The sequence below is a fragment of the Prauserella shujinwangii genome (assembly GCF_003001955.1).
In the GTDB taxonomy this organism is placed as follows: domain Bacteria; phylum Actinomycetota; class Actinomycetes; order Mycobacteriales; family Pseudonocardiaceae; genus Qaidamihabitans; species Qaidamihabitans shujinwangii.
Map to the genome: position 1 here is coordinate 235,497 of NZ_PVNH01000002.1, position 21,149 is coordinate 256,645.

General features: G+C 67.4%; 18 protein-coding genes. 7 read left to right on the forward strand and 11 right to left on the reverse strand.

The window, feature by feature from the left end; all coding sequences use genetic code 11:
• The first annotated feature begins 2 nt into the window (after positions 1–2).
• From B0I33_RS04395 to B0I33_RS04410, 4 genes are all read left to right on the forward strand, one after another.
• A complete protein-coding gene (locus B0I33_RS04395) occupies positions 3–863 on the forward strand; it encodes a branched-chain amino acid ABC transporter permease (protein WP_106177224.1) in 861 nt (286 codons plus the stop codon).
• Positions 860–2,677, forward strand: coding sequence for a branched-chain amino acid ABC transporter ATP-binding protein/permease (locus tag B0I33_RS04400; RefSeq protein ID WP_106177225.1), 1,818 nt, complete (start codon positions 860–862; stop codon positions 2,675–2,677). Before B0I33_RS04395 ends, B0I33_RS04400 begins: the two co-directional genes overlap by 4 nt.
• Positions 2,674–3,399, forward strand: a complete 726-nt coding sequence (locus B0I33_RS04405; RefSeq protein WP_106177226.1) for an ATP-binding cassette domain-containing protein — start codon at positions 2,674–2,676, stop codon at positions 3,397–3,399. Before B0I33_RS04400 ends, B0I33_RS04405 begins: the two co-directional genes overlap by 4 nt.
• Positions 3,400–3,495: 96 nt before the next feature.
• Complete coding sequence (locus tag B0I33_RS04410) at positions 3,496–5,406, forward strand: helix-turn-helix domain-containing protein (protein ID WP_106177227.1); 1,911 nt, start codon at positions 3,496–3,498, stop codon at positions 5,404–5,406.
• A gap of 195 nt (positions 5,407–5,601) precedes the next feature.
• Here B0I33_RS04410 and B0I33_RS04415 read toward each other — a convergent pair whose 3' ends face one another.
• Entirely contained in the window at positions 5,602–7,083 is a 1,482-nt protein-coding gene (locus tag B0I33_RS04415) for an MDR family MFS transporter (protein WP_106177228.1), read from the reverse strand.
• Positions 7,084–7,304: 221 nt separating this feature from the next.
• Here B0I33_RS04415 and B0I33_RS04420 point away from each other — a divergent pair, with 221 nt between their 5' ends.
• On the forward strand, positions 7,305–8,030 hold the full coding sequence (locus B0I33_RS04420; RefSeq protein WP_106177229.1) for a hypothetical protein: 726 nt from the start codon (positions 7,305–7,307) through the stop codon (positions 8,028–8,030).
• Positions 8,031–8,371: 341 nt separating this feature from the next.
• Positions 8,372–9,376: a LysR family transcriptional regulator gene (locus B0I33_RS04425; protein WP_219927131.1), complete on the forward strand. Its 1,005-nt coding sequence runs from the start codon at positions 8,372–8,374 to the stop codon at positions 9,374–9,376.
• Between the two features lie 12 nt (positions 9,377–9,388).
• On the opposite strand, the gene B0I33_RS04430 is transcribed toward B0I33_RS04425, so the two are convergent.
• The 10 genes from B0I33_RS04430 to B0I33_RS04475 form a co-directional block, all read right to left on the reverse strand.
• The gene (locus B0I33_RS04430; protein WP_106177231.1) at positions 9,389–10,243 is read right to left on the reverse strand and encodes a DUF6282 family protein; all 855 of its coding nucleotides are present in this window, start codon (positions 10,241–10,243) and stop codon (positions 9,389–9,391) included.
• Positions 10,236–10,937 carry an RraA family protein gene (locus tag B0I33_RS04435; RefSeq protein ID WP_106177663.1) on the reverse strand — a complete coding sequence of 234 codons (702 nt, stop codon included), beginning with the start codon at positions 10,935–10,937 and terminating at the stop codon, positions 10,236–10,238. Before B0I33_RS04435 ends, B0I33_RS04430 begins: the two co-directional genes overlap by 8 nt.
• Before the next feature lie 5 nt (positions 10,938–10,942).
• Positions 10,943–12,049 carry an isocitrate/isopropylmalate dehydrogenase family protein gene (locus B0I33_RS04440; RefSeq protein ID WP_106177232.1) on the reverse strand — a complete coding sequence of 369 codons (1,107 nt, stop codon included), beginning with the start codon at positions 12,047–12,049 and terminating at the stop codon, positions 10,943–10,945.
• On the reverse strand, positions 12,046–12,747 hold the full coding sequence (locus tag B0I33_RS04445) for an alpha/beta fold hydrolase (RefSeq protein WP_146147453.1): 702 nt from the start codon (positions 12,745–12,747) through the stop codon (positions 12,046–12,048). The genes B0I33_RS04440 and B0I33_RS04445 overlap by 4 nt, the downstream gene beginning before the upstream one ends.
• A gap of 80 nt (positions 12,748–12,827) precedes the next feature.
• A complete protein-coding gene (locus tag B0I33_RS04450; protein ID WP_181193176.1) occupies positions 12,828–13,814 on the reverse strand; it encodes a beta/alpha barrel domain-containing protein in 987 nt (328 codons plus the stop codon).
• Between the two features lie 61 nt (positions 13,815–13,875).
• On the reverse strand, positions 13,876–14,469 hold the full coding sequence (locus B0I33_RS04455) for a YciI family protein (protein WP_106177235.1): 594 nt from the start codon (positions 14,467–14,469) through the stop codon (positions 13,876–13,878).
• Positions 14,466–15,473, reverse strand: coding sequence for an NAD(P)H-dependent flavin oxidoreductase (locus tag B0I33_RS04460; protein WP_219927132.1), 1,008 nt, complete (start codon positions 15,471–15,473; stop codon positions 14,466–14,468). Before B0I33_RS04460 ends, B0I33_RS04455 begins: the two co-directional genes overlap by 4 nt.
• A 271-nt stretch (positions 15,474–15,744) precedes the next feature.
• Positions 15,745–17,166 carry an FAD-binding protein gene (locus B0I33_RS04465; RefSeq protein ID WP_106177237.1) on the reverse strand — a complete coding sequence of 474 codons (1,422 nt, stop codon included), beginning with the start codon at positions 17,164–17,166 and terminating at the stop codon, positions 15,745–15,747.
• A gap of 53 nt (positions 17,167–17,219) precedes the next feature.
• On the reverse strand, positions 17,220–18,653 hold the full coding sequence (locus tag B0I33_RS04470; RefSeq protein WP_219927133.1) for an aldehyde dehydrogenase: 1,434 nt from the start codon (positions 18,651–18,653) through the stop codon (positions 17,220–17,222).
• Between the two features lie 38 nt (positions 18,654–18,691).
• Positions 18,692–19,690, reverse strand: a complete 999-nt coding sequence (locus B0I33_RS04475; protein WP_181193177.1) for an NAD(P)-dependent oxidoreductase — start codon at positions 19,688–19,690, stop codon at positions 18,692–18,694.
• A 256-nt stretch (positions 19,691–19,946) separates the two neighbouring features.
• Between B0I33_RS04475 and B0I33_RS04480 the strand changes: the two genes are divergently transcribed.
• Positions 19,947–21,149, forward strand: coding sequence for a CaiB/BaiF CoA transferase family protein (locus B0I33_RS04480; protein WP_281259345.1), 1,203 nt, complete (start codon positions 19,947–19,949; stop codon positions 21,147–21,149).

The following is a 21,149-nucleotide window of genomic DNA, read 5'->3' on the forward strand; positions in this document are numbered from 1 at the left end:
GCATGAGCACCTTGATTCTGAGCGGCGCTATCGCGGGCCTCGTCTACGGGCTCGTCGCCTGCGCCATCGTGTTCGTCTACCGTGCGAGCAGAACAGTCAACCTGGCACAGGGTGACATCGGTATGGTAGCCGCATTCGTCTTCCTGTCGCTGAGCGTCCGCGGTGATCTTCCCGTGGCTCTCGGCGTGGCAGCTGCGCTCGCGTGCGGCGGCCTGGTGGGATGGCTGATGAACCGCCTGGTCATCAGCCCCCTCGGCGAACGCGATCAGGGGACCGGGCTCGTTGTGACGCTCGCGCTGGCGTCAATCCTGCAACTTGCGGCGCTGCAGATCTGGGGCGGCTCCGCCTACCATTTCCCCCCGTGGTTCGGTGACTGGGCCGGCGTGACGATCGCCGGCCTCACCCTGCGCGGACCCGAGGTGCTCGCACTCGGCGTGAGCCTGCTGTTCGTGCTCGGGGGATCGGTTCTCTACCAGCGTTCACGGCTGGGACTGCGGCTACGTGCCGTGTCCGAGAGCCGCCAGGCGGCGGCCACGCTCGGGGTGCACGTCAAGCGGATCAGCGGCTACGCCTGGCTGCTCGGCGGTGTGATGAGCGCGGCGGCCGCGCTGCTCATCGCCCCGCTCACCAGGTTCGACCCTCATTTCATGTTCGCGGTGATGACCAGCGCGCTGGTCGCCGCACTGCTCGCGGGGTTCAAGTCCTTCCCGGTAGCCATGGGCGCCGCCGTGTTGATCGGCGTGCTCAGAAACGTGGTCGGTTTCCAGTTCAGTACCGCCGGGGTCGACGAGGTCCTGCTGCTGGCCTTCGCGATCGCGGTCCTCCTCGTCAAACCCCCCGCCGCGCTCAGGACGGTGACATGATCGACAGCCTCAGATCCCGCAACGTCGTCGCGCCGGTCGCGATACTCGGTTTGCTGTTCGCAGCCTGCTGGCTGCTCGCCGCTCAGGGCAACACCTATGTCGTCTACCTGTACGGCATCGGGCTGGTCTACGCCACGGCCACGCTCGGGCTGCACTTGCTCGTCAATGACTGTGGGGACATCTCGCTGGCGCAGGGCGGCCAGGTGGCGCTGGGCGCCTTCGTCGGTGCCCAGCTGTTCCCGCTGGTTCCCGGGCCGCTCGGACCGATCGTGCTCGTGGCGGGCTCAATACTCGCAGGGGCGCTGGCAGGGGCAGTCGTCTCGCTTCCCATGCTCAAGCTCCGAGGACTCGCAGTCGCCGTCGTGACGCTACTGCTCAACGCGGCAATCTTCCATTTCGTGCTGCGGTTTCCCGACTTCGTCGGCGGCTCGGGAGGCCTGCGGCTGCGCCCCGCCGATTGGTTGCCCCGTTCCGACGCCGACGCGGTCGGCTGGCTGACGGTGCTCACCATCGCCGTGGTGCTCGCCGTGCAGACCCTGCGCCGCAGCCGGTTCGGGCTCGGGCTGCGGGCGATTCGCGCCAACGAGGCGCTTGCCCGCTCAGCCGGGGTGGCCGTTCAGTGGTACCGGACGGCCGCGTATACGGTGGCTGGCGGAACCGCGGGGGTCGCTGGCGCGATGTGGGCGATCCTCCACCACGGGGTGGCGCCCTCAGCATTCACAGATGCCTCGTCGCTACTCCTGCTCACCCTGGCATTGCTCGGCGGCAGGGGCAGCGTCGCGGGACCGATGGCGGCAGCCATCGGCATGGGCGTGCTGACGGGGTTGCTTGGCGGCTATGGCATCGTCGTGTCCTTCGCTGCACCAGTGGCGCTGCTCTTCGTGCTCATCAAACATCCGGGCGGGCTCAACGAGCAAATCACGATGGCGGCACACGGCCTGCGACTGCTGGGGGCGAAGCTCCGCCGCCGACACCGCGACGCAGGGCCACCGGCCGAGGAGGCCGGCGCAGTGGTGGAACGTGCCGGGTCCGCCGCCAAGGGCGCCGGCAACGGGTTCACGCCGGATGTGCCACCGCCGTCGGCAGACGCACCGATCGCGTTACGTTGCACGGACGTGGACGTCACCTTTGGCGGACTAGCAGCTGTCAGCGCGGTCGGCATCGAGGTGCACGTGGGCGAGGTGCTAGCACTAGTCGGCCCCAACGGAGCCGGCAAGACCACACTGCTCAACGCACTGTCCGGACACCGCCGCCCGGATACTGGCAAGATCTGGCTGACCGGGCAGGAGATCACCCACACACCGACGCATCGCAGGGCCGCTCTCGGGTTGCGTCGCACGTTCCAGGTGGGTGGTCATATGCCAGCGGAACCAGGCTTCGAGCATCTGCGCCTCGGCACGCATGTGCAGCGGAGTACGTCGCGCGGGGAGGTCGCCGACCGGGTCGCCCGACAACTCGGGCTCACGCAGGCCGACCTCGCGGCCCCCGTAGGCGGGTTGGCTGCGGGTACCGCCAGGCTCGTCGAGATCGGGATGGCACTGGCAGTGCCTGGCCAGGTGCTGCTCCTGGACGAACCCACGGTCGGGCTCACGCCGGACGAGCGTCGGCAACTGGCCGGTACGTTGCGCGCGCTGGCACGCGATGGACTGGCGATCATGCTCGTCGATCACGACACGGCGTTCATCCGGTGGGTGGCACACCGGGTCGTCGCGCTCGACGCCGGCCGGATCATCGCACAGGGCTCTCCCGGAGCGGTCTTCTCCGACTCCGTGTTCGTCAAAGCTTATCTGGGTTCAGCGGAGGCACTCGTATGACCGATTCAACGGATTCCGCGCTGATCGAGGCGCGTGGCCTGGTCGCCGGGTACCGGGGACGGCCGGTGCTCGGACCGCTCGATCTCGCGCTCGGCAGTACCGGCACGCTGGCTCTGGTCGGTCCGAACGGGGTCGGCAAGAGCACACTGCTGAAGACCTTGTGCGGGGTTCTCCCTCCGCTGTCCGGCGAACTCACCTTTGCGGCCAAACCGGTCGCGGCGTCGGCAGTCTACGTCCACGCCCGCCGCGGACTCGTCCTCGTCGGTGAGCACCGGGCCAACGTGCTACGGAGCCTGACCGTCACCGAGAACCTCGCTCTGGCCTCGGCCCACCACAGGCGAGGTGACTTCGACGCGTTCACGGTGTTCCCCCGCCTGGGAGAACGACGCCGTCAACAGGCGGGCACGCTCTCCGGCGGGGAACTGCAGATGCTGGCGCTGGCCATGGCGCTGGCGCTCGAGCCGCGCTGTCTACTGCTGGATGAGCCCTCGGCCGGCCTGGCGCCCATCGTGCTCGCCGATGTCCACTCCACGCTCAACGAGCTGAGGAGGCGTCGCCTGTGCATGATCGTCGCCGAACAGAGGCCGGACGTCGTGCGCGGGCTCTGCGACCGCGTGGCGATCGTAGGCGGGGGTACCCTCGGCTACCTCGATCCGGACACCGACCTGTCCGGCGAGGCGCTCGGCGCTGCGTACTTCAGCACGGACCACACAACCGGTTGAAGGTCAGAGCAGAGGCGACGGACGGCACGGCTCGACAACGCAGCCGATTGGAACACGGGTTGCACGGGGCCACAGGTGTGAGTCATAACATTTGTCATGACACGACGGTCGTTCATCGAGCTGCTCGATGACGAGGCCCCGGCCGACGAGTTCTACGAACGACTGCGGCTGGCCGAGCGAGACTGCGCCGATGAGGGCGAGCTGGAGGTGCTCCGGCAAGAGTTCGCCGTTGCGATGCGTGTGCGGTCAAGAATGGCGTGGCAACGGCAGCATGAGTCAGAGTTGCGCGCGCTCTACGAGACCGCAAACGATCTCACCGCACTACGCGACGTTGACGCGGTGCTCTCGGCGATCGTGCGCAGGGCCCGGCAGCTGCTTGCCGCTGACGTGGGGTATCTGAGCCTGATCGACGACGAGCGGGGCGACTGCTACATCCGCACCACTGACGGCTCGCAGTCCGCGGCATTCCCGGCACTTCGACTGCCGCTGGGCACTGGGGTTCTCGGCATGGTGATGGACAACGCGACCCCCTACGCCACCGACAACTACTTGGCCGACACGGGAATCGTGCACCTCGGTCACGTCGACACCGCCACCACCGAGGAGGGAATCCTCGCCGTGCTCGGCGTCCCGCTGCTGCTCAACGGATCCGTGATGGGCGCTCTCCTGGTCGCCAACCGTAGCCCGCGGACCTTCTCACACGACGAGGTGGCGTTACTGGGCTCGCTCGGTGCGCACGCTGCCGTCGCATTGGAGAATGCGCGCCTATTCGAGGAAGCCCGTTCCGCGGTGCGGGATCTGAACGAAGTCAACGCCGAGGTCCGAGCGTATACGGAGTCGCTCGAGCTCGCTGCGAGCGCACATGACCGGCTCGCCGACGTGCTCCTGCAGGGCGGTGGTGTGGCGGACGTGGCTCGAGTGCTCGCCGACGTGCTTACCGGCCAGGTGTGGGTGCTCGACCCAGACGGGCACGAGCTCGCCGTCGCGGGCGGAGCCTGCGGACCGGGTATTCCGCCAGACTCCGCCATCGAAGAAGCGCTGCAGACCGGGCACGCGACAGAGATCACCATGGCCCCGAACGATGTCCGCGCGGTCGCCGTCGCGAGGGCCGGTTCCCAGCACCTGGCAACGGTGGTGCTCGGCCGCGGCACCCCGCTGCGCGAGCTCGATCGCCGCATCCTAGAACGCACGGTGGTGGTCACCGGCCTGCTGCTGATGTTCCAGCGGACCGTGGCGGAGGCCGAGGAGCGCGTCCGGGGTGAGCTTCTCGACGACCTGCTGTCCGATCCTCACCGCGATCCGGACACCTTCCGCGAACGGGCCCGGCGCTACCGGGCCGACCTCGACGCACCGCACATCGTTATCGTCGCGCGGGCGCACGGAGTCGAACGGCACCGTGGTGCCGGCGCCGCGGCCGAACTGGTCACCGAGCATCACGGGCTCGCGGGACTCCGCGGCGACGACGTGGTGCTTGTCGTCCCCGGGAATGACCCGCTCGGCACGGCGGGCGGCATCATCAGCAGACTTCGAAATGCCGTCGGTAACGACGTCACAGCCGGGGTGGCAGGCCCAGCCGTCGGACCGCAGTCCATCGCCGAATGCTATCGCGAGGCCCAGCAATGCCTTGGTGCGTTGCTCTCTCTCGACCGGCCCGGCGAGATCGCGGACGCGCGCGCTCTCGGGTTCGCGCGATTCCTGCTGGGCCGTACCGAGGAAACCGAGGTCGACGACTACCTGAGCCGGGTACTGGGTCCGGTGCTTGCCTACGACGCCCGGAGGGGCACGAAGCTCACCGCCACCCTCGACGCGTGGTTCGCCGTCGGCGGCAGCCTCGGCGCTGTGGGCTCACGGCTGCACGTCCACGCCAACACAGTCGCCCAACGGCTGGAGCGCGTCAGCGCGCTGCTCGGCGACGAATGGCGTCGGCCTGATCGCGCACTCGACGTCCAGCTGGCCCTCCGAATCTGGCGAATGCGCCAGGACCAGAACCGACGACGGCAGCCGTAGTCGCGCTCTTCGAATGTCATGGCGACGGGGAGCATCGGCTTCGCCGACCAGCAGCCGGTTGGCGGTGGCGGCCTCTTCCACCGCCGCCGGAGCCGGCTACGGGCTCGACGACGTCTGCTTCCGGATCGTCATCGGCGGGGGTCGGGTGGACCACGTCCCGGACGGACGACAAGTTCCGTGGCGGGTGTCCCCGGGTCAGGCCTCGGTGGCGGCGACCATCCCCTCCTGGCCTGCGGCTGTGTCCCCGGCCTCGGGCTCGGGGGGCCTGCGGGGCAGCAGGACGGCGACCGCGACGATCGCCAGGGACAGTGCCGCCCCGACGGCGAAGGCCAGCTTCATCCCGCCCAGCTGCGCAGGCAGGGCGGCGACACCGTCGCCGACCAGGTCGCTCGTCCGCAGCGACATCACCGTCACCACCAGCGCCGTCCCGAACGCCGCGGAGAGCTGCTGCAACGTCCCCAGCATCGAGCTCCCATGCGAGTACAGATGCTGCGGCAGCGCGCCCATGCCCAGGGTGAACACAGGGGTGAACGTCGCCGCCAGGCTCACCATGAGCAGCACGTACAGTCCCAGCACCTGCCAGTACGGCATCGTCGTGGAGACCTGGGTGAACCCGCCCAGTGCCAGCACCACACCGATCGACCCGGGGAGCACGAGCGGCCTGCTGCCGAACCGGTCGAACAACTTGCCGACGGTCGGGCCCAGCAGGCCCATGGCCAGGCCGCCCGGCATGACCAGCAGCCCCGTCTCGAGCGGGCTGAGCCCGCGGAGGTTCTGCAGGTACAGCGGCAGCAGGATCATCGACCCGAGCATCGCCATGAACGCGACGGCCATGAGGGTCAGCGCGAGGGCGTAGGTGCGGTGCCCGAGGGTGCGCAGGTCCATCAGCGGCACACCGTCGCGCTGCAGCGCGCGCTGGCGGATCGCGAACACCGCGATCGCCGCGAGCCCGGCGGCGACGATGGCGATGCCGGGCCCGACGCTCCCGCCGGCCTCGCCGAACCGGCTCAGCCCGAACACCAGGCCACCGAAGCCGAGTGCGGCCAGGGTCACGCTGAACCAGTCGATCGTGCTCACCTGCGGCTCACTGACGTTGTCCAGCTTGCGCAGGCCGAACCAGCCCACCACCGCCGCGATCGGCAGGACGACCACGAACAGCAGTCGCCAGGACCCGAACTGCAGGATCAGCCCGGACACGGTCGGCCCGAGTGCGGGCGCCACCGAGATCGCCAGCGTGACGTTGCCCATCACCCTGCCCCGGTCGTACTCGGGCACCACCATCATCAGGGTGGTCATCAGCAGCGGCATCATCACCGCCGTGCCCGCTGCCTGCACGATCCGCCCAAGCAGCAGCAGCTCGAAGACCGGCGCGACGGCGGACAGGACCGTGCCCGTGAGGAACACGCCCATCGCGGTCGCATAGGCCTGGCGCGTGGTGACCCGCTGCAGGAACCAGCCCGTGATCGGAATCACGGCGGCCATCGTCAGCATGAACGCGGTGGAGACCCACTGCGCCGACTGCTCGGTCACGTTCAGCGAGTCCATCAGCCGGGGGATGGCGTTGATCATGATGGTCTCGTTGAGGATCACCACGAACGTGGCCAGCACCAGCAGCCGCACCACGACCGGCGTGCGGCGCACCCGCTCGCCGGGGTGGTCCTGGATCACATCGGACATGGCAGCACCTCACTGGTTTCCTGGTCGGGGTCGCCACGCGGCAAGGTCGCCGGCACGGACCCGGTTGGTGACACCGGTACAGACCGGTACGCCTGGAAGAACTCATCGGTGCTCCGGAGTCTTCCTCATCGGCGGGTGAATCTCATTCGAATTTCCCGGGTCCCGGCGCGGTGCCGTCTCTGCTAGACACTGCCGTGTCCGTCGTTCCGGAGAGGAGCCCTATGCCGCAGGTCGGGGATCTCGCGGTCAACCTGCTGGCGAGCGTGATCGCCGGGGTCTCGGTGCTGCTGGCGCAGTTCCTGCGCCGCAGGCGTGGCGAAGCTCGCAAGAGGGCGTTCTTCGGGCTGGCCACCAGGTCAACCTGTGCGGTTTTCGTCCCCCGGCACGCGCGATCCGACTCGGTGCTGAGCGTGCACCGCAGCGACGCCGCCGCGATCGTCGAGCTCGCCGCCGCCGCACGGGACTGCGGCGCGGAGGTCGAGCTGGTGCCGGACGCCAGCGAGCACCTGTCGAGGACGCTCGGGGGCAGGACCGAGTTCTCGGTCGGGAGCCCCGTCGCCAACCCGCGGACCGGCGCGCTCCTGGAGACGTTCGTGCCGGGCCTGACGATCGGGCCGCACGAGGACTCGCCGGACCGGCTCACGATTAGCGCCGATGGCCACGCGTTCGGCCCGAACCCCGGCAGGCGGGAGTACGTCGCGCTGGCGAAGGTGACCACGGAGGACTACCCGATCTTCGTGCTGTGTGGGCAGACGGCGGTCTCCAACCACGCGGCGGCCCGGTACCTCGCCCGGGGCTACCGTCGGCTGATCCGTGAGTACGGGGTCACGGGGCGTTTCTGCCTTGTCCTCGGCGTGGTGAACTCGAAGGCCTTCGGCGAACGCAACGTCGAGGTCGTGGGCGACCTCACCGAGGTCGCCTTCCTCGGGCATCGCGCCTCGGCCTGACCCGGAACACGGGGTACGGGGTACACGGCCGCCACGCGCTCGAACTCGGCCGGTGGCAGCAGTGACAGGTGCTGAGCCGCGACCAGCCGACTGTCCGTGACAGCTCGCCGTCGTGAGGCGCGCCATATCGACGATCACCGAACCGTGTGCCGGGAAGCCGGGCTCGCCATGGCTGTGCTCACCGACGTCATTCGCAGGCAAGGGTATTGCAGTATGCAATTTACCTTATGCACCCGATCGGCCGTGTCCTTGGCGGCGTCGCCGTTCCTACGCTGTCGCTTGCCGGGTTCAGAGTGCGATCGTCGACATCCGCACCGCCCCGGCGCCAAGGGGAGGATTGCGTGAACGGTAAACGCATGAGAGCCGGCCATCGGTTCTGCGCCCATCCGGGTTCGACCGAGACCGGTCGAAGACTGGAACTGAAGCAGACCGGCGGAGACGACATCGGTATACGCCAACTGCGGTACTTCCTCGCGGTGGTGCGAGCGAAGACCGTCTCCGGTGCGGCACAGTCGCTGCGCATCTCGCAGCCGAGTCTCAGTCAGCAGATTCTTCGACTGGAGCGAACCGTCGGCACCACGCTGTTCCGGCGCACGTCCCGTGGTGTCGAGCTGACCTCCGGCGGCCACGCCTTCCTCCGGGGAGTCGAGGAGATACCGGAGCAACTCCGCTCGGCCATCGAGGCCGCCGTACCGCGAACAGCGGCTTGGCCGGTCGGGGTCTGTTCGGGAACTCCGGCATCACTGATCGCCGGTATTGACAGCGAGATCGTGGCAGACTGGTCCGAAATGTGCGCGGGCGAGGAAATGCCGTCGCTGCAGTTCGTGCCCGCGCACTCCCGGGAGCAACCGGATCTCCTGCGGCACGGCGAGATCGCCATGGGGCTCATGCGGCTGCCGGTGACCACTACCCGCCTGTTTCTCGCCGTGGTCGCGGACGAACGGCTGGGTGTCGTGTTGCACGAAAGCCATCCGTTGTGCGACCGCGATGTGCTCGCCTGGGCGGACCTCCGGGGTCAGCGCCTGCTGTGGTTCGACACGGAGCATGCGCCCGGCTACGCGGAGAGCGTGCTGCGAGAACTCGACGCCGTGGGCTGGCGGCCCTCCCTGAACGTCATCGACAACCGCAGGCATTCGCTGTTCATCCACTCCCTGCGGTCCGCTCGGGATCTGGTGGCACTGCGACCGCGGTCCGCTGTGCAGGGCGACCGCCACCTGGTCTGGAAAGAGATCGCCGACGACGCGGTGCCACGGGAACAGCTCGCACTCGCCGCTCGTGAAGGGACCGACCACGCAGAGCGGCTATTGCGTATGGCCCGGAGAAACGGGTGGCCGATCGTCGAGTGAACGGAGCCGAGTTCACAACCGGAGCAACTCTGCGGGATTGGTGAAGGTCATTCGGCGCCGGTGCGCATCGGTCAATCCGGCTCTGCGCGACATCGCAGCGCTGGCCTCGAGCCAATCTGCGAGATCGGGTTGATCGGGTTGGCCTAGATCGGAGCTGTAGACCAGGCGCGGATGTGCTGACGCGAGTTCGGCGAAGTGCCGCTCGTCCCGATGCCCCATCGACAGGGTCAGGAAGGTGTATTCCACATAGACGCTGGGTTCACTCGACATTCGCAGGAGGTCATCGTTATCGAAACCCGACATCGGATGCGCGGGATGGGTGAGCAGGAGCCGGGGTACGCCGAGCCGAACGGCTTCGTCGACAAGCCGTAGTGACTCGTCCCGAGAGCAATGCCCGGTTGCCACCACGACCGGGAGGTCCACGGCTGCCCGCAGCACCTCTCGAACCTCCGGCAAAAGGCCGCCTTCCTCGTCCAGCACGCCCTGACTGAGCCACCGACTGACGTCGAGCTTGGGATGGAAGAGTCGCTTCGTGCCCCCGGCGGTGCGATGTCGGCGTACCAGCGTCGGCAGGTATACGACCAACCGGACGGCGGCATCCGGTCCGTGCTGGTACACCGCATGCTCAATCACCCGTGGCCGGACTCCGCCCGCGATGTCGTTCAGCACGACGGACCCGGAGACGGGTAGGCCCTCCTGCCTTGCCTCCCACGCCTGCGCCGCCGTCGAGCCCAGATGACTCTTGGCGACCACCCATCCACCGACTTCGGCATACGCCCGCCCCGCCTGCGCAACCGTGAACCGACGCCGGTAGAGATCAGGTCCGGCGTGGTAGTGGATATCGATGAAGCCGCCGTGGTCACTCATCGGCAGCAGATCCGGCGTCGTACCAAGGGGTCGCGTACCCGAATCGCTCCCGGGCTTCGTCCAGGCGCGCACCGCAGGCCACCGCACGAGCAATCGACTGTTCGGTCAGCTCGACCCGTTGCGCGCGGATCAGCACCTCGTCGGCAAGCTCACTCGGCACTGCCAGTACTCCGTTGTCATCCCCGACGACAATGTCACCGGTCCGGAGGTCGACGTCTCCGATCCGTATGGGGTCTCCGATCGCGGCGAGCTGAACACGGTTCTTCCCGCTGACCATCGTCACGTGCGTGCTGAACAGCGGATAACCAGCATTCCTGATCTCTGCGACATCCCGAGCGGATCCGTGCAGCACCGTTCCGCGAACACCGAACCGCTGGGCGGCGACTGTCAGCAGCGATCCCCAGTTCGTGCACTCGGCGCTGCCGCCGTTGTCGATCACCACGATGGAGCCGGCCGGGACGTCGTCGAGATAGTTCGCCGCATTGCGGAACCGTGGTCCGCTCTCGTCGACCGGTTCGTACCTGACCGTGTATGCAGTACCCGCCGCTCGTGCTCCCGGTACCCGCGCCGCGATCCCCCGCAGCCTGCCGGCCACGCCGATGCTGTCGAGCGCATCCGACACAGATGCGGTGTCCAGCCGCGCGAACGACTCGACGAGCCGCACCACATCCGTCTGCGGAACGGACGAACCCACTGACTTCACCCCTTCACCGCCTGAATCGACGACAGCTGGTCCGCGACCGACTCGGCCGCTTGTGATGTGCTGGCGTTTCCACCCAGGTCGTAGGTGACCGCGGTGCGCCGCAGCACGACGGCGTGCACGGCATCCCGCAACTGTCGAGCCGGCACGGCGAGCTCAAGATGGTCGAGGAGGAGCGCGACCGTCAGCAATGTGGCGACCGGGTTCGCCCTACCCTGCCCTGCCATGCCCGGTGCGCTGCCATGCACCGGCTCGAAGTAGCTTCCGTGGTCCCCTACGTTGCCGCTCGGCGCCAGGCCGAGTCCTCCCATCACACCGGCTCCGAGATCGGAAAGAATGTCACCGAACATGTTCTCGGCGACGATGACCCCGAATCGCTCCGGACGTCGCACCATCCAGAGCGCGACGGCGTCGACATTGAGAATCTCCGCGCCGATATCGGGATAGTCTGCCCCGACCCGCTCCAGCCGCTCCCGGAGATGGTTACCGCTCTGCCGCAACACATTGGGTTTGTCCGCAACGGTCAGCGAGGAGTATCCGTGGCGCCGTGCGTACTCGAAGCCGAAGCGCAGGATCCTGTCCATTCCGGTTGACGTCTGCAATCGCAGTGTCACACTTGTCGAGGCCGGACCCGATTCCGCAGCGTTGGGATGATCGCGCACCTCTTTCCACAGAGGATCTTGAATCCCATGGAAATCGAGCCCGGCGTAGAGGCCTTCCGTGTTCTCCCGGATCACCACGAAATTGAATCGCCCATGTTTCAGGTCCGTGACGGGTCGAATGTTGGCGAACAGGCGTAACCGCTGGCGCAGCTGCACCACCGGTGAGATGAATTCCAGTCCCTGGCCGCGGAGCCGACCCGCGAGTTCGACCTCGGCCTCCCGCAGCGGCTTGCTCGTGACCGCTCCGAGGAGACACGTGTCCGTCTCCTCGAGGAGGCGCCAGGTCCGCTCGGGAACCGGGTTTCCCTCCTGCTTCCAGCATTCCCACCCGATGTCGCCGAAACGAAGAAGCAACGGGAGATCAAGTCGGTCCAGCACGGAAAGGGCTGCGGAGACGACTTCCGGACCGATACCGTCACCAGGCAGAACCGCGACGCTTTTCACAGCAGACCCTCCTCTCGGAGGAAGCGACGCACGGCGGCCGCCACAGTTTCGGAACGATGCAGGTGCGGTCGCATACCGCTGTCCGGTTCCACGAACACCCGATGCCGGGCGGATGCGGATGCCGCGACATGGCGCGGACCGACGAGCAGCGATCGTGCCCCGACCACGTTCAGCACGGGCCCCGGATGGTTGCCGACGCAGTCGGTGACATCGACGTGCCGCAAGAGCCGCATCCCCGCGCTCAGCCGGCGTGCCGCACAATCGTGTCCACGGTCACCGGTGAACCCTGTGGTTTCCGGCGGCTGCGTAGAAACACCATCCGGGCCGACGTACTCCGCCAGCAACGAAAGGCCACGATGCAGGCCGTGTGACTCCGTCGCGCTGGCGATCGCCTCCAGCCGCCGATCCAGATCCGGGTCCGTACGCCCGGGACCTGAGACCAGCAGGGCGGCGGTGGAAGGCGCGACGGAGGGGAGCAAGGCCTGAGCCAACGCGCCTCCGAACGCGTTCCCACAGAGCAAGTTGAACGGCCGGAAGGCGCTGAGCAGCGTCCGCCACCGTGCCACCATTTCGGGAAAGCCCGAAACGGACTCGTCCCACGGGGCCAACGCGTCAACGACGAACACACTGAATCCAGACTTCGTCAGCAGCCGGACTATGGGCCGGAAGAACGCACCACCGTCCCATTCCGGAAGCACCGGGGACAAGACCAACGCCAGCCGCTGAGGTCCAGCGGCCTCCGGCAGGAAGGCCGCGGACCTCAGCTCGAGGACTCTGTTCACCGGAAACCGGCCCCGGCCAGGTCGCGTGTGCCAGACCCGGCGTGCGACGTTCCTCCACCCCGGCTCGCGAGCTCCCGAGCGGTGGCGAGACTCGTCCGGTGATTTCGAGCGACGCTCTTGCGATGCTCCACCGAGAGGTCGAACTGCCCGAGTACGAGATCGGGCAACGGCAGCGACGGCTTGGACTCCGGGATCGAGCACAGGAGCAGATCAGCCAGCTCGAGGGCCGGACCGAGTTGAACACGTGGTCCGGCGACACCCGAGCGATCGAGGTAGGCCAGCCACTGCTCGGCGATGAGGTTGCCTGGACCTTTGCCCATACCTTGGACCGCCGAGTCGATCCAGGTCGCTCCGGCGTCGATGGCACTGATCGCGTTCGCCAGAGCCAGTCCGAGATTGTTGTGTGCATGCAGCCCAACACCGCCTTCGACCACTGCCTTCGTGGCAGCGACGAGTTCGGCGATCTCGGAGGGTGCCAGGCTTCCATTCGAGTCCGCGAGGTAGACGACGTCACATCCGGCGTCCGAGCTGGCCGCGGCCAGTTCCACCACACGTCGCGCGGGCAACCGACTGACTCTGGTCAGGTTGGCCGACACCGTGAAACCGAGATCCTTCGCCTGGCGAATGCAAGCCAGGCCGGGATCGGGATCATCCGAGGGAAGACAGACCCGCACGAGACGCGCCCCGGCTCGGTGCATCGCCGGCAGATCGTCGCGGTCGATGTTCTTCGGATGGAGAATCACGCAGACGCGGTCCGCACCGATCTCATTCGCGACCGCCGAGATGTAGTCGTCATCACCGCGCCCCGTCAGCCCCAAGGTGGGTATCGGCGCGAACGAACCTTTTCGGTAAGCGATCTCGATCCAATCGAATCCCGACTCGACACTGAGTTTGGCGTGCTCGATGGCATAGTCGAGCGGAAATTCGAAGCCATTTCGATATCCACCGTCACGAAGCGTAACATCAATATTGACGATATTCATCGATACCATTCTTTCGGTAAGTAGAATGCTGTCGAGCTCGTCGTTGCGCTCGGTCTGGTAACTATCTGCGCGGACTGAAAATCTTCTTCGTTCGGTACAGCCGGTAGCGGGCACTGTCCGTGGTTTGCGCGAATTCGCGGTAGCGCCGCACGAATTCCTCGTCTTCGAAGATCGCGGCAAACTGTTTCTCGCTGTCCCACGCGGCGAAATTGACCACGGTGTCCTGTTCCACGCTAGCGAGTAGCCGCGACCCACGGAACCCGTCCGCCGTTTCCGCGACGTACTGGACGGCGTCCCCCAGAAAGCTCAGTGTTCGGGGGGCGTCCTGCGTGGTCGCCACGTTGATGAGTAGGACGGGATCGGGCGCGTTACCGCACGTGACCACACCGGGACTGATGTGAGCAGCTGCGAACGCGGTGGTCTGGTAGTCGACCAGACCCGCCGCCTGCCAAGGATCCGCAGAAATGAGCTCCCCGATCGTTTCCTCCGCGAGGTCGGCCGTGACGATGACCGCACCCTGTCCGTCTCGCGTAGGACCCGCTACGAGGAAATTGCCGTTGTCAAAATTCTTTCGTAGCCATTCCCGGTGATCGGCCAGCCGATCCTCCAGCACGACACGCGGAGCGCGGTACTCGACACGCAGGATGTGGATCACGATTCCCCCGCGTGGATCAGGTTTGTCGCCGTCTCGCCACTGCTCAGCCTGTGCAGTACGGCCATCGCTTCGCCGACGATGTCTCGCACGACGGCACCCGCGGGCCGCACGTCGGAAACCAGATCGACGACCTCACCCGCGAGCATCTGACGCTGTGTCACGTCGTCTTCTTCGACCGCCCTCGACCACGACGATTCGAGTTCGGCACGTCTGGCCGACAATTCCGCCTCGCGTCCCGTCCAGCGACGGGTGAAGTCATTCGCCACCGCGCGTGCCCGATAACGGTGGTCCCACGGGATACCACGCACGATGTCGAACACCCTGGTCACCACGGTGTCCGCGGCACCGGCGCGCAAGAGAACGCGCACCGTACCAGGACTGGCGAGGGACTCGTCCGTCGCCACGAACCTCGTGCCGAGCATGACCCCGTCGGCCCCCAGCGCGAGACACGCCGCGAGACCTCGCCCGTCGCAGACACCGCCTGCCGCGATGACGGGCACCGCATCGCCCACTCGGTCGACTACAGCCGGAATCAGCGGCAGCGAAGCACGTTCCTTGTGATGGCCGCCGGCTTCGGCACCCTGGGCTATCACCATGGTGGCACCCGCGTCGACCGCCGTCACCGCCTGACCGAGGTCATGTACCTGCACCGCGACGTGCGAGCCCGCGTCCCTTGCCTGGCGGACATAGCGCCGAACCTGGCTGTCGTCGCCGAACGACAATGCGACGACCGGAGGTGCGAAATCGAGCACCCTGTCCCACAGACCCGGCCGATCATCGAAGGTGAACATCACGCAGCCCGCTCCCCAGACACCTCCACCCTCGGCTGCCAAAGGCATCTCACGTTCGACGAAAGCCGGATCGCCGTAGCTGACGCCAACGAGCCCCAGCCCGCCCGCGGCCGTGACGGCCGAGGCCAGGCGGCCCCCGGCGACGGCGCCCATGGGAGCGGAGACGACTGGATACTGGATCCCAAGCAATTCGGTCAGTCTCGTCCTGATCACGCATGCTCCTCGATCGGATGTTCGCGAGTTGAGTGGGCGAATGGACCGCGCCATCGCGGAAACAGCCGCAGAATGCGTAAGGCGGCTTCTTTCGACATTCGCTGACCGGATGGTGAACCTTGGTCAACAAGGTCACTTCATTAGATTAGGGCGGCACTCCCGGCCGAGTCCAAGACGTAGGTCTCGTGGCAGCCATCGGATCGCCCTATGGCAGAACGGAAAGGGGCCGGGCACCGTCAACGGTGCCCGGCCCCTCCGGCAGGCGGATTCGTTACGACAGCTGCGCCGCCGCGTGGCTTCCGGCGATGCGGCCGAACGTGAGTGAGCGGAGCACTGACGTGGCCGGCGGATACTCGTGGTAGAAGAGCCCGGTGATCTCCCCAGCCGCGTACAACCCGGGAACCGGGATGCCCGCAGGGGTCACCACCCTGGCGTCGACATCGGTGCGGACTCCGCCGTAGGTGAAGCAGATCGCCGCGGTCAGCGGAATGCCGATGAACGGTGGAGTGTCCAGCGGAACGGCCCAGTTGCTCTTCGGCGGCACGAGCCCGATCGTGCTCTTGCCGTCCATGCGGGTGTGGTCGAACTCGCCGGGCCCGGTCGCGGCGTTGAACTCGGCGACCGTCTTCTCGACCGCCTCCGGTTCCAGGCCGAGCTTCCGGGCGAGCTCGCTCAGCGAATCCGCCTGTTCCGGCGGAACGTCACTGAGCAGGGCGTTTTCGATCCCGGGAATCGCCAGTGTCTTGGCGTCCGCGATCCAGTACGCCTCCTGGTTCTGGTGCCGCCAGATCTCGTATCCGACCAGCTCGAACGTGTTGTCCCAGGTGTCCTTGCCCTCGTCGAAGAAGCGCTCCGCCTTGCCGTTGACGAAGATCCCGCCGATGTAGCCGTACAACACGGCGTCGGCGGACGTCGTACGCCGGTCGACCGGCTCGGCGTGGATCATGTCGAACTGTCCCGCGGTGTCCGCACCCACCTCGGTCGCCATCCGGATTCCGTCACCCCGGTTGTACGCGATGCCCGGCGCGATGAGCGGCAGGTCGCACGCCTGGTTCCCGAGGTAGCGCGTGAGCATCTCCGGGTTCCCCTCGAAGCCGCCACAGGCGAGCACCACCGCCTGACTACCGAGCAGCTTCAGCCGACCGTCGTTGCCTCGGACCACGACGCCGTTCACCGCTCCGTCGTCCGTGGTCGCCAGCCGCACGGCCTCCGTCTCGAAGTACACGTCGACGTTGTTGTGCCGATCGAGTGCCGCCGACAGCGTGGAGACGATCGCCGCACCGCCGCCCTTCGGGTTTCCGGGTGGCGTCATCCGCGCGGTCCCACCGTCGAAGGTGTGAGCGATGGGAAACTCGTTGAACACCAGTTCGACGCCGTGTTCCTCGATGAACTTCAGGGTCGCGGGAACCTCGCGTTCCAGCGTTTTGCAGTAGTCGTAGTCGGAAAGGCCGCCCGACACTCGTTTGACGTGGTCGGGCCAGTCCGGGTCGAGCTTGCGCTCCTCGGTGATGCGCAGGAATGCGCCGGTCCACCGGGTCGCCCCGCCGCGTTCGGATTCCGGCGATCGCTCGAGCAGGGCGACGCGGGCCGGGCTCGGGCGTTCGGCGGTGGCCTCTGCGAAGCTCAGAGCCGCGGCAAGCCCCGCGGCGCCGGAACCGATCACGACGAGGTCGTAGTTTTGCGTGGGTTGCATGGCTGTCTCCTTTGTCGCCATTGACAAGGGCAAGGTGGGGACGAGTTGGCGTGTCAGCGCAGGACGAAGGGATCGGCCATCGGTTCCGCACTGGACTCGAACCAGATGGACTTGGGCTGGGTGAACTCCGCGAAGCCGTCGATTCCGTTCTCCCGGCCGTAACCGCTGTTCTTGGTGCCGCCGAACGGAGTGCCGTAGTGCAGTGCCCGGTAGGTGTTGACCCACACGGTTCCCGCTTCGAGACTGCGTGCGACCCGGTGGGCACGCCGCAGGTCCGCCGTCCACACCCCGCCCGCCAGACCGAACGGCGAGTCGTTCGCGATGGAGACTGCCTCCTCCTCGTCGCCGAACCGGATCACCGAGAGAACCGGCCCGAACAGCTCGTTGCGCGCCACCGACATGTCGTTGGTGACGTGGTCCAGGACGGTGGGCGCGTAGAACCACCCCCGGTCCGGAATCCGCGCGCCGGGCCCGCCCACCACCAGTTCGGCACCCTCACCGATCGCCTCGTCGACACGGCTTCGCACACCGGTGAGGATCTTCTCCTGCGACAGTGGCCCCATCTCGGTGGCCGCCGAGGTGGGATCACCGAGCCGGATCTGCCTGGCCCGCTCGGCTATCGCCTTCACCAGCTGATCGGCGATGCGGTGGTGCGCGAGGAGGCGGGAACCGGCCACGCAGGTCTGCCCGGCCGCGGCGAAGATGCCGGCGAGAACGCCGTTGACGACCTTGTCCACGTCGACGTCCTCGAAGAAGATGTTGGCCGACTTGCCGCCGAGCTCCAGCACGGTCGGCTTGAGTCCGGACGCGGCCCGCTTCGTGACGGCGCGGGCGGACTCCGGACCACCGGTGAAGAAGATCTTGCGCGCCAGCGGGTGACCGACGAGCGCGTCGCCCGCCTCGTGACCGTAACCGTGCACGATGTTGAGGCAGCCATCCGGAAGACCGGCCTCCTTCGCGAGCCGACCGAGCAGGAGAAGCGACAGCGCGTTCACTTCCGGTGGCTTCACCACGACGGTGTTTCCCGCGGCCAGCGCCGGGGCCAGTCCCATCGCGCCGAGCATCATGGGCGAGTTGAAAGCCGGGATGACGCCGATGACGCCGTAGGGCTCCCGAACGGTCACCGCCAGCATCGACTCACTGTCGTGCGGAACCTGCCTGCCTTCCCGGTGATGGGCCAGGGTCGCGTAGTAGTGGTACCAGTTCCGCAAGGCCACCTGCTGGCCACGCACCTCGCGAATCACCTTGCCCGCATCACGTGACTCGAGCCCGGCCAGCTCGTCGGCGTGCTCGGCGATCAGATCGCCGAGTTTCCACAGCACTTCGGCTCTGGCACTCGGGCCGACACGCCGCCACGCGCCGAACGCCTCATGCGCGGCGGTGACGGCACGGTCGACGTCGTCCGCGCCGCCGCGCGCGATCTCCGCCCACGGCTCGGCGGTCATCGGATCGATCGTGGGAAGGTACTCGCCGGAAGACGGAGCCACCAGGGCTCCGCGGATCCAGTGGTCGTGTCGTTCCAGCCTCATGCCATGTCCACCCCGCCAACGACGTCTCGGGATCCTCGCGGTCCCGGTGGGAACGCGAGCTCGCCGGGGCTCAACCGGAACTCGAGGTAGTCCTCGAGCTGGCCGGCAGCACCCTCCGCGAACTCGGCGAACGCTTCGCGCACCGTCCAGCCGATGTGCGGAGTCAGCACGACGTTCGGCAACGTGCGCAACGGTGAGTCCGCGGGCAGCGGCTCCTCGGCGAACACGTCCAGCCCCGCCGCACGCAGCGGGCCGTGCCGGAGGGCGTCGACGAGCGCGTCCTGATCGACGATCGCGCCGCGTGCGGTGTTCACCAGCACCGATCCGGGCTTCATCGCCTTGAGCTTCGCCCCGTCGAGCAGTCCGCGAGACTCCTCCGAGAGCCTCAGATGGACGCTCACGATGTCCGAGGTGGCCAGCAATTCGTCCATGGGCAGTCTCGGCACGCCGTCAGCGGGCTCCGCCCGCGCGCCGGAGCGAGCCCAGGCGACCACGTCCATGTCGAAGGCCTTGGCCAGGCGTGCGACCGCCGCACCCTGCAGACCCATCCCGAGTATCCCCAGTCTGCGGCCGCGGAGCGTCCCGCCGAGGATTCCCGGCCACTGACCGTCCCGCATGGCCTGCCCGGCGAGCGGGAAGTTCCGCAACGCGGCGATCATCAGTCCGAACGTCAGCTCCCGCATCGCGGCCTCGCACGCGTCGTGACTCCGCCACAGCGGAACCACGATCCCTCGCCTGGCGGCCTCGTCGGCGTCGATGTGATAGGCGTGGCCTCCGGTCTGCAGGATGAGCTCCAGTTTCGGCAGGCGATCCAGCGTCGCGGCGTCGAAGCGAGTCCGCTCGCGGACGGCCAGCACTATCCGGACGTCGGCCAGTTCCCGGTCCGGGACGTCCGCGAGCGGGCCGTCGAGCACGGTGACGTCGGCGAGCTCTCGCAGCCGGTCGGTCCCCGCGGCTTTGCGTATCTGCCCCTCCCAGTCATCGAGAATGAGCATCCTCGGCCAGTCGCGACCCATCACCGACCTCCGGTTCGCATGCCCAGCGCAGTCCACATCGTTGGTACCGCCTCCTCGCCTTGCGCATCCGCCTACGAGCGGATCTCCGAGTGTTCGAATAACCATCCGCTGTTACGGATCGTTTAAGCATCTGCGTGGCCCCCTGAGTTGTCAACCGCTAGCCAAGCTTCGTATATACGTAGTATGTTTCGAGTACACGAAGCTAGGAGGACCGTTGTCAGGCGACTTCCTGCCCTTGCGAGGCGTCCGCGTTGCCGACTTCACCTGGGTCGGTGCCGGGCCGTTCATGACAAAGCCGTTGGCGGACCACGGTGCGGACGTGATCAAGATCGAGTCACGGGTGAAGACGGACGTGATCCGCGGCATGGCGCCGTTCGCGGAAGGTGAGCCCGGCGTCAACCGCAGCGGCTACTTCGCGAACCGCAACTCGAGCAAACGCTCCGTCTGTCTTGACCTCCGGAGCCCCGAGGGCCGCGAGCTCGCCCTGCGCCTCATCAGCGTCAGCGACGTCGTCGCCAACAACTTCACACCGGGAACCATGGACCGGCTGGGCCTGGGTTACGAGTCGGCCAGGGCCGTCCGGCCCGACATCGTCTACCTCGACATGCCCATGCAGGGCAACACGGGACCGCACCGGGACCACCGTGGCTTCGGGCTCTCCATCGGCGCCGCCGGCGGACTGCTGGCCCAGAGCGGTTATCCCGACCGGCCGCCCGTCGGCACGGGCACGAACTACCCGGACCACGTTCCCAACCCGCTGCATGCGGCGATCGCGGTGCTCGTGGCGTTGCGACGACGGCGCCGTACCGGGCACGGCCAGCACATCGAGCTGTCCCAGCTCGAGTCGACTCTCAACGCCATCGGTCCCGACCTGGTCGCCGCATCCGCCGGCCGTCCCGTCGGCAGACGCGGGAACGATGACGACCTGGCCGCTCCGCACGGCGTGTTCCCCTGCGCAGGCGAGGACCGATGGTGTGCCATCGCCGTGGTCACCGACGAGCACTGGCACGGACTGGTCACCGCACTGGGCCGACCGAGCTGGGCCGACGACCCCGCCCTCACCTCAGCCGGAGGCCGACGAGCCGCGTCCGCGCGACTCAGCGAATCACTGCGGCAGACGGTGCTCGACTGGGACGCCGAGAAGCTCGCCGACACGCTCGCCGAGGCCGGCGTTCCCGCTGCGCTCGTCGCCGATGCCGCATACCTCTTGTACAGCGATCCCCAACTGGCCGCACGCGGTCACTGGGTTTCCTTGCGGCACCCGGAGATGGGTGCGTGCGTCTACGACGGCATCCCGTATCGCCTCTCACGCACTCCCGGGTCGCTTCGCTCGCCGGCCCCGCTGCTCGGGGCCGACACCCGCGCCGTCTGCACGGAACTGCTCGGCGTGGCCGACACCGAGTACGACCGCCTCGCCGAACAGGGAGTCGTAGGCTGA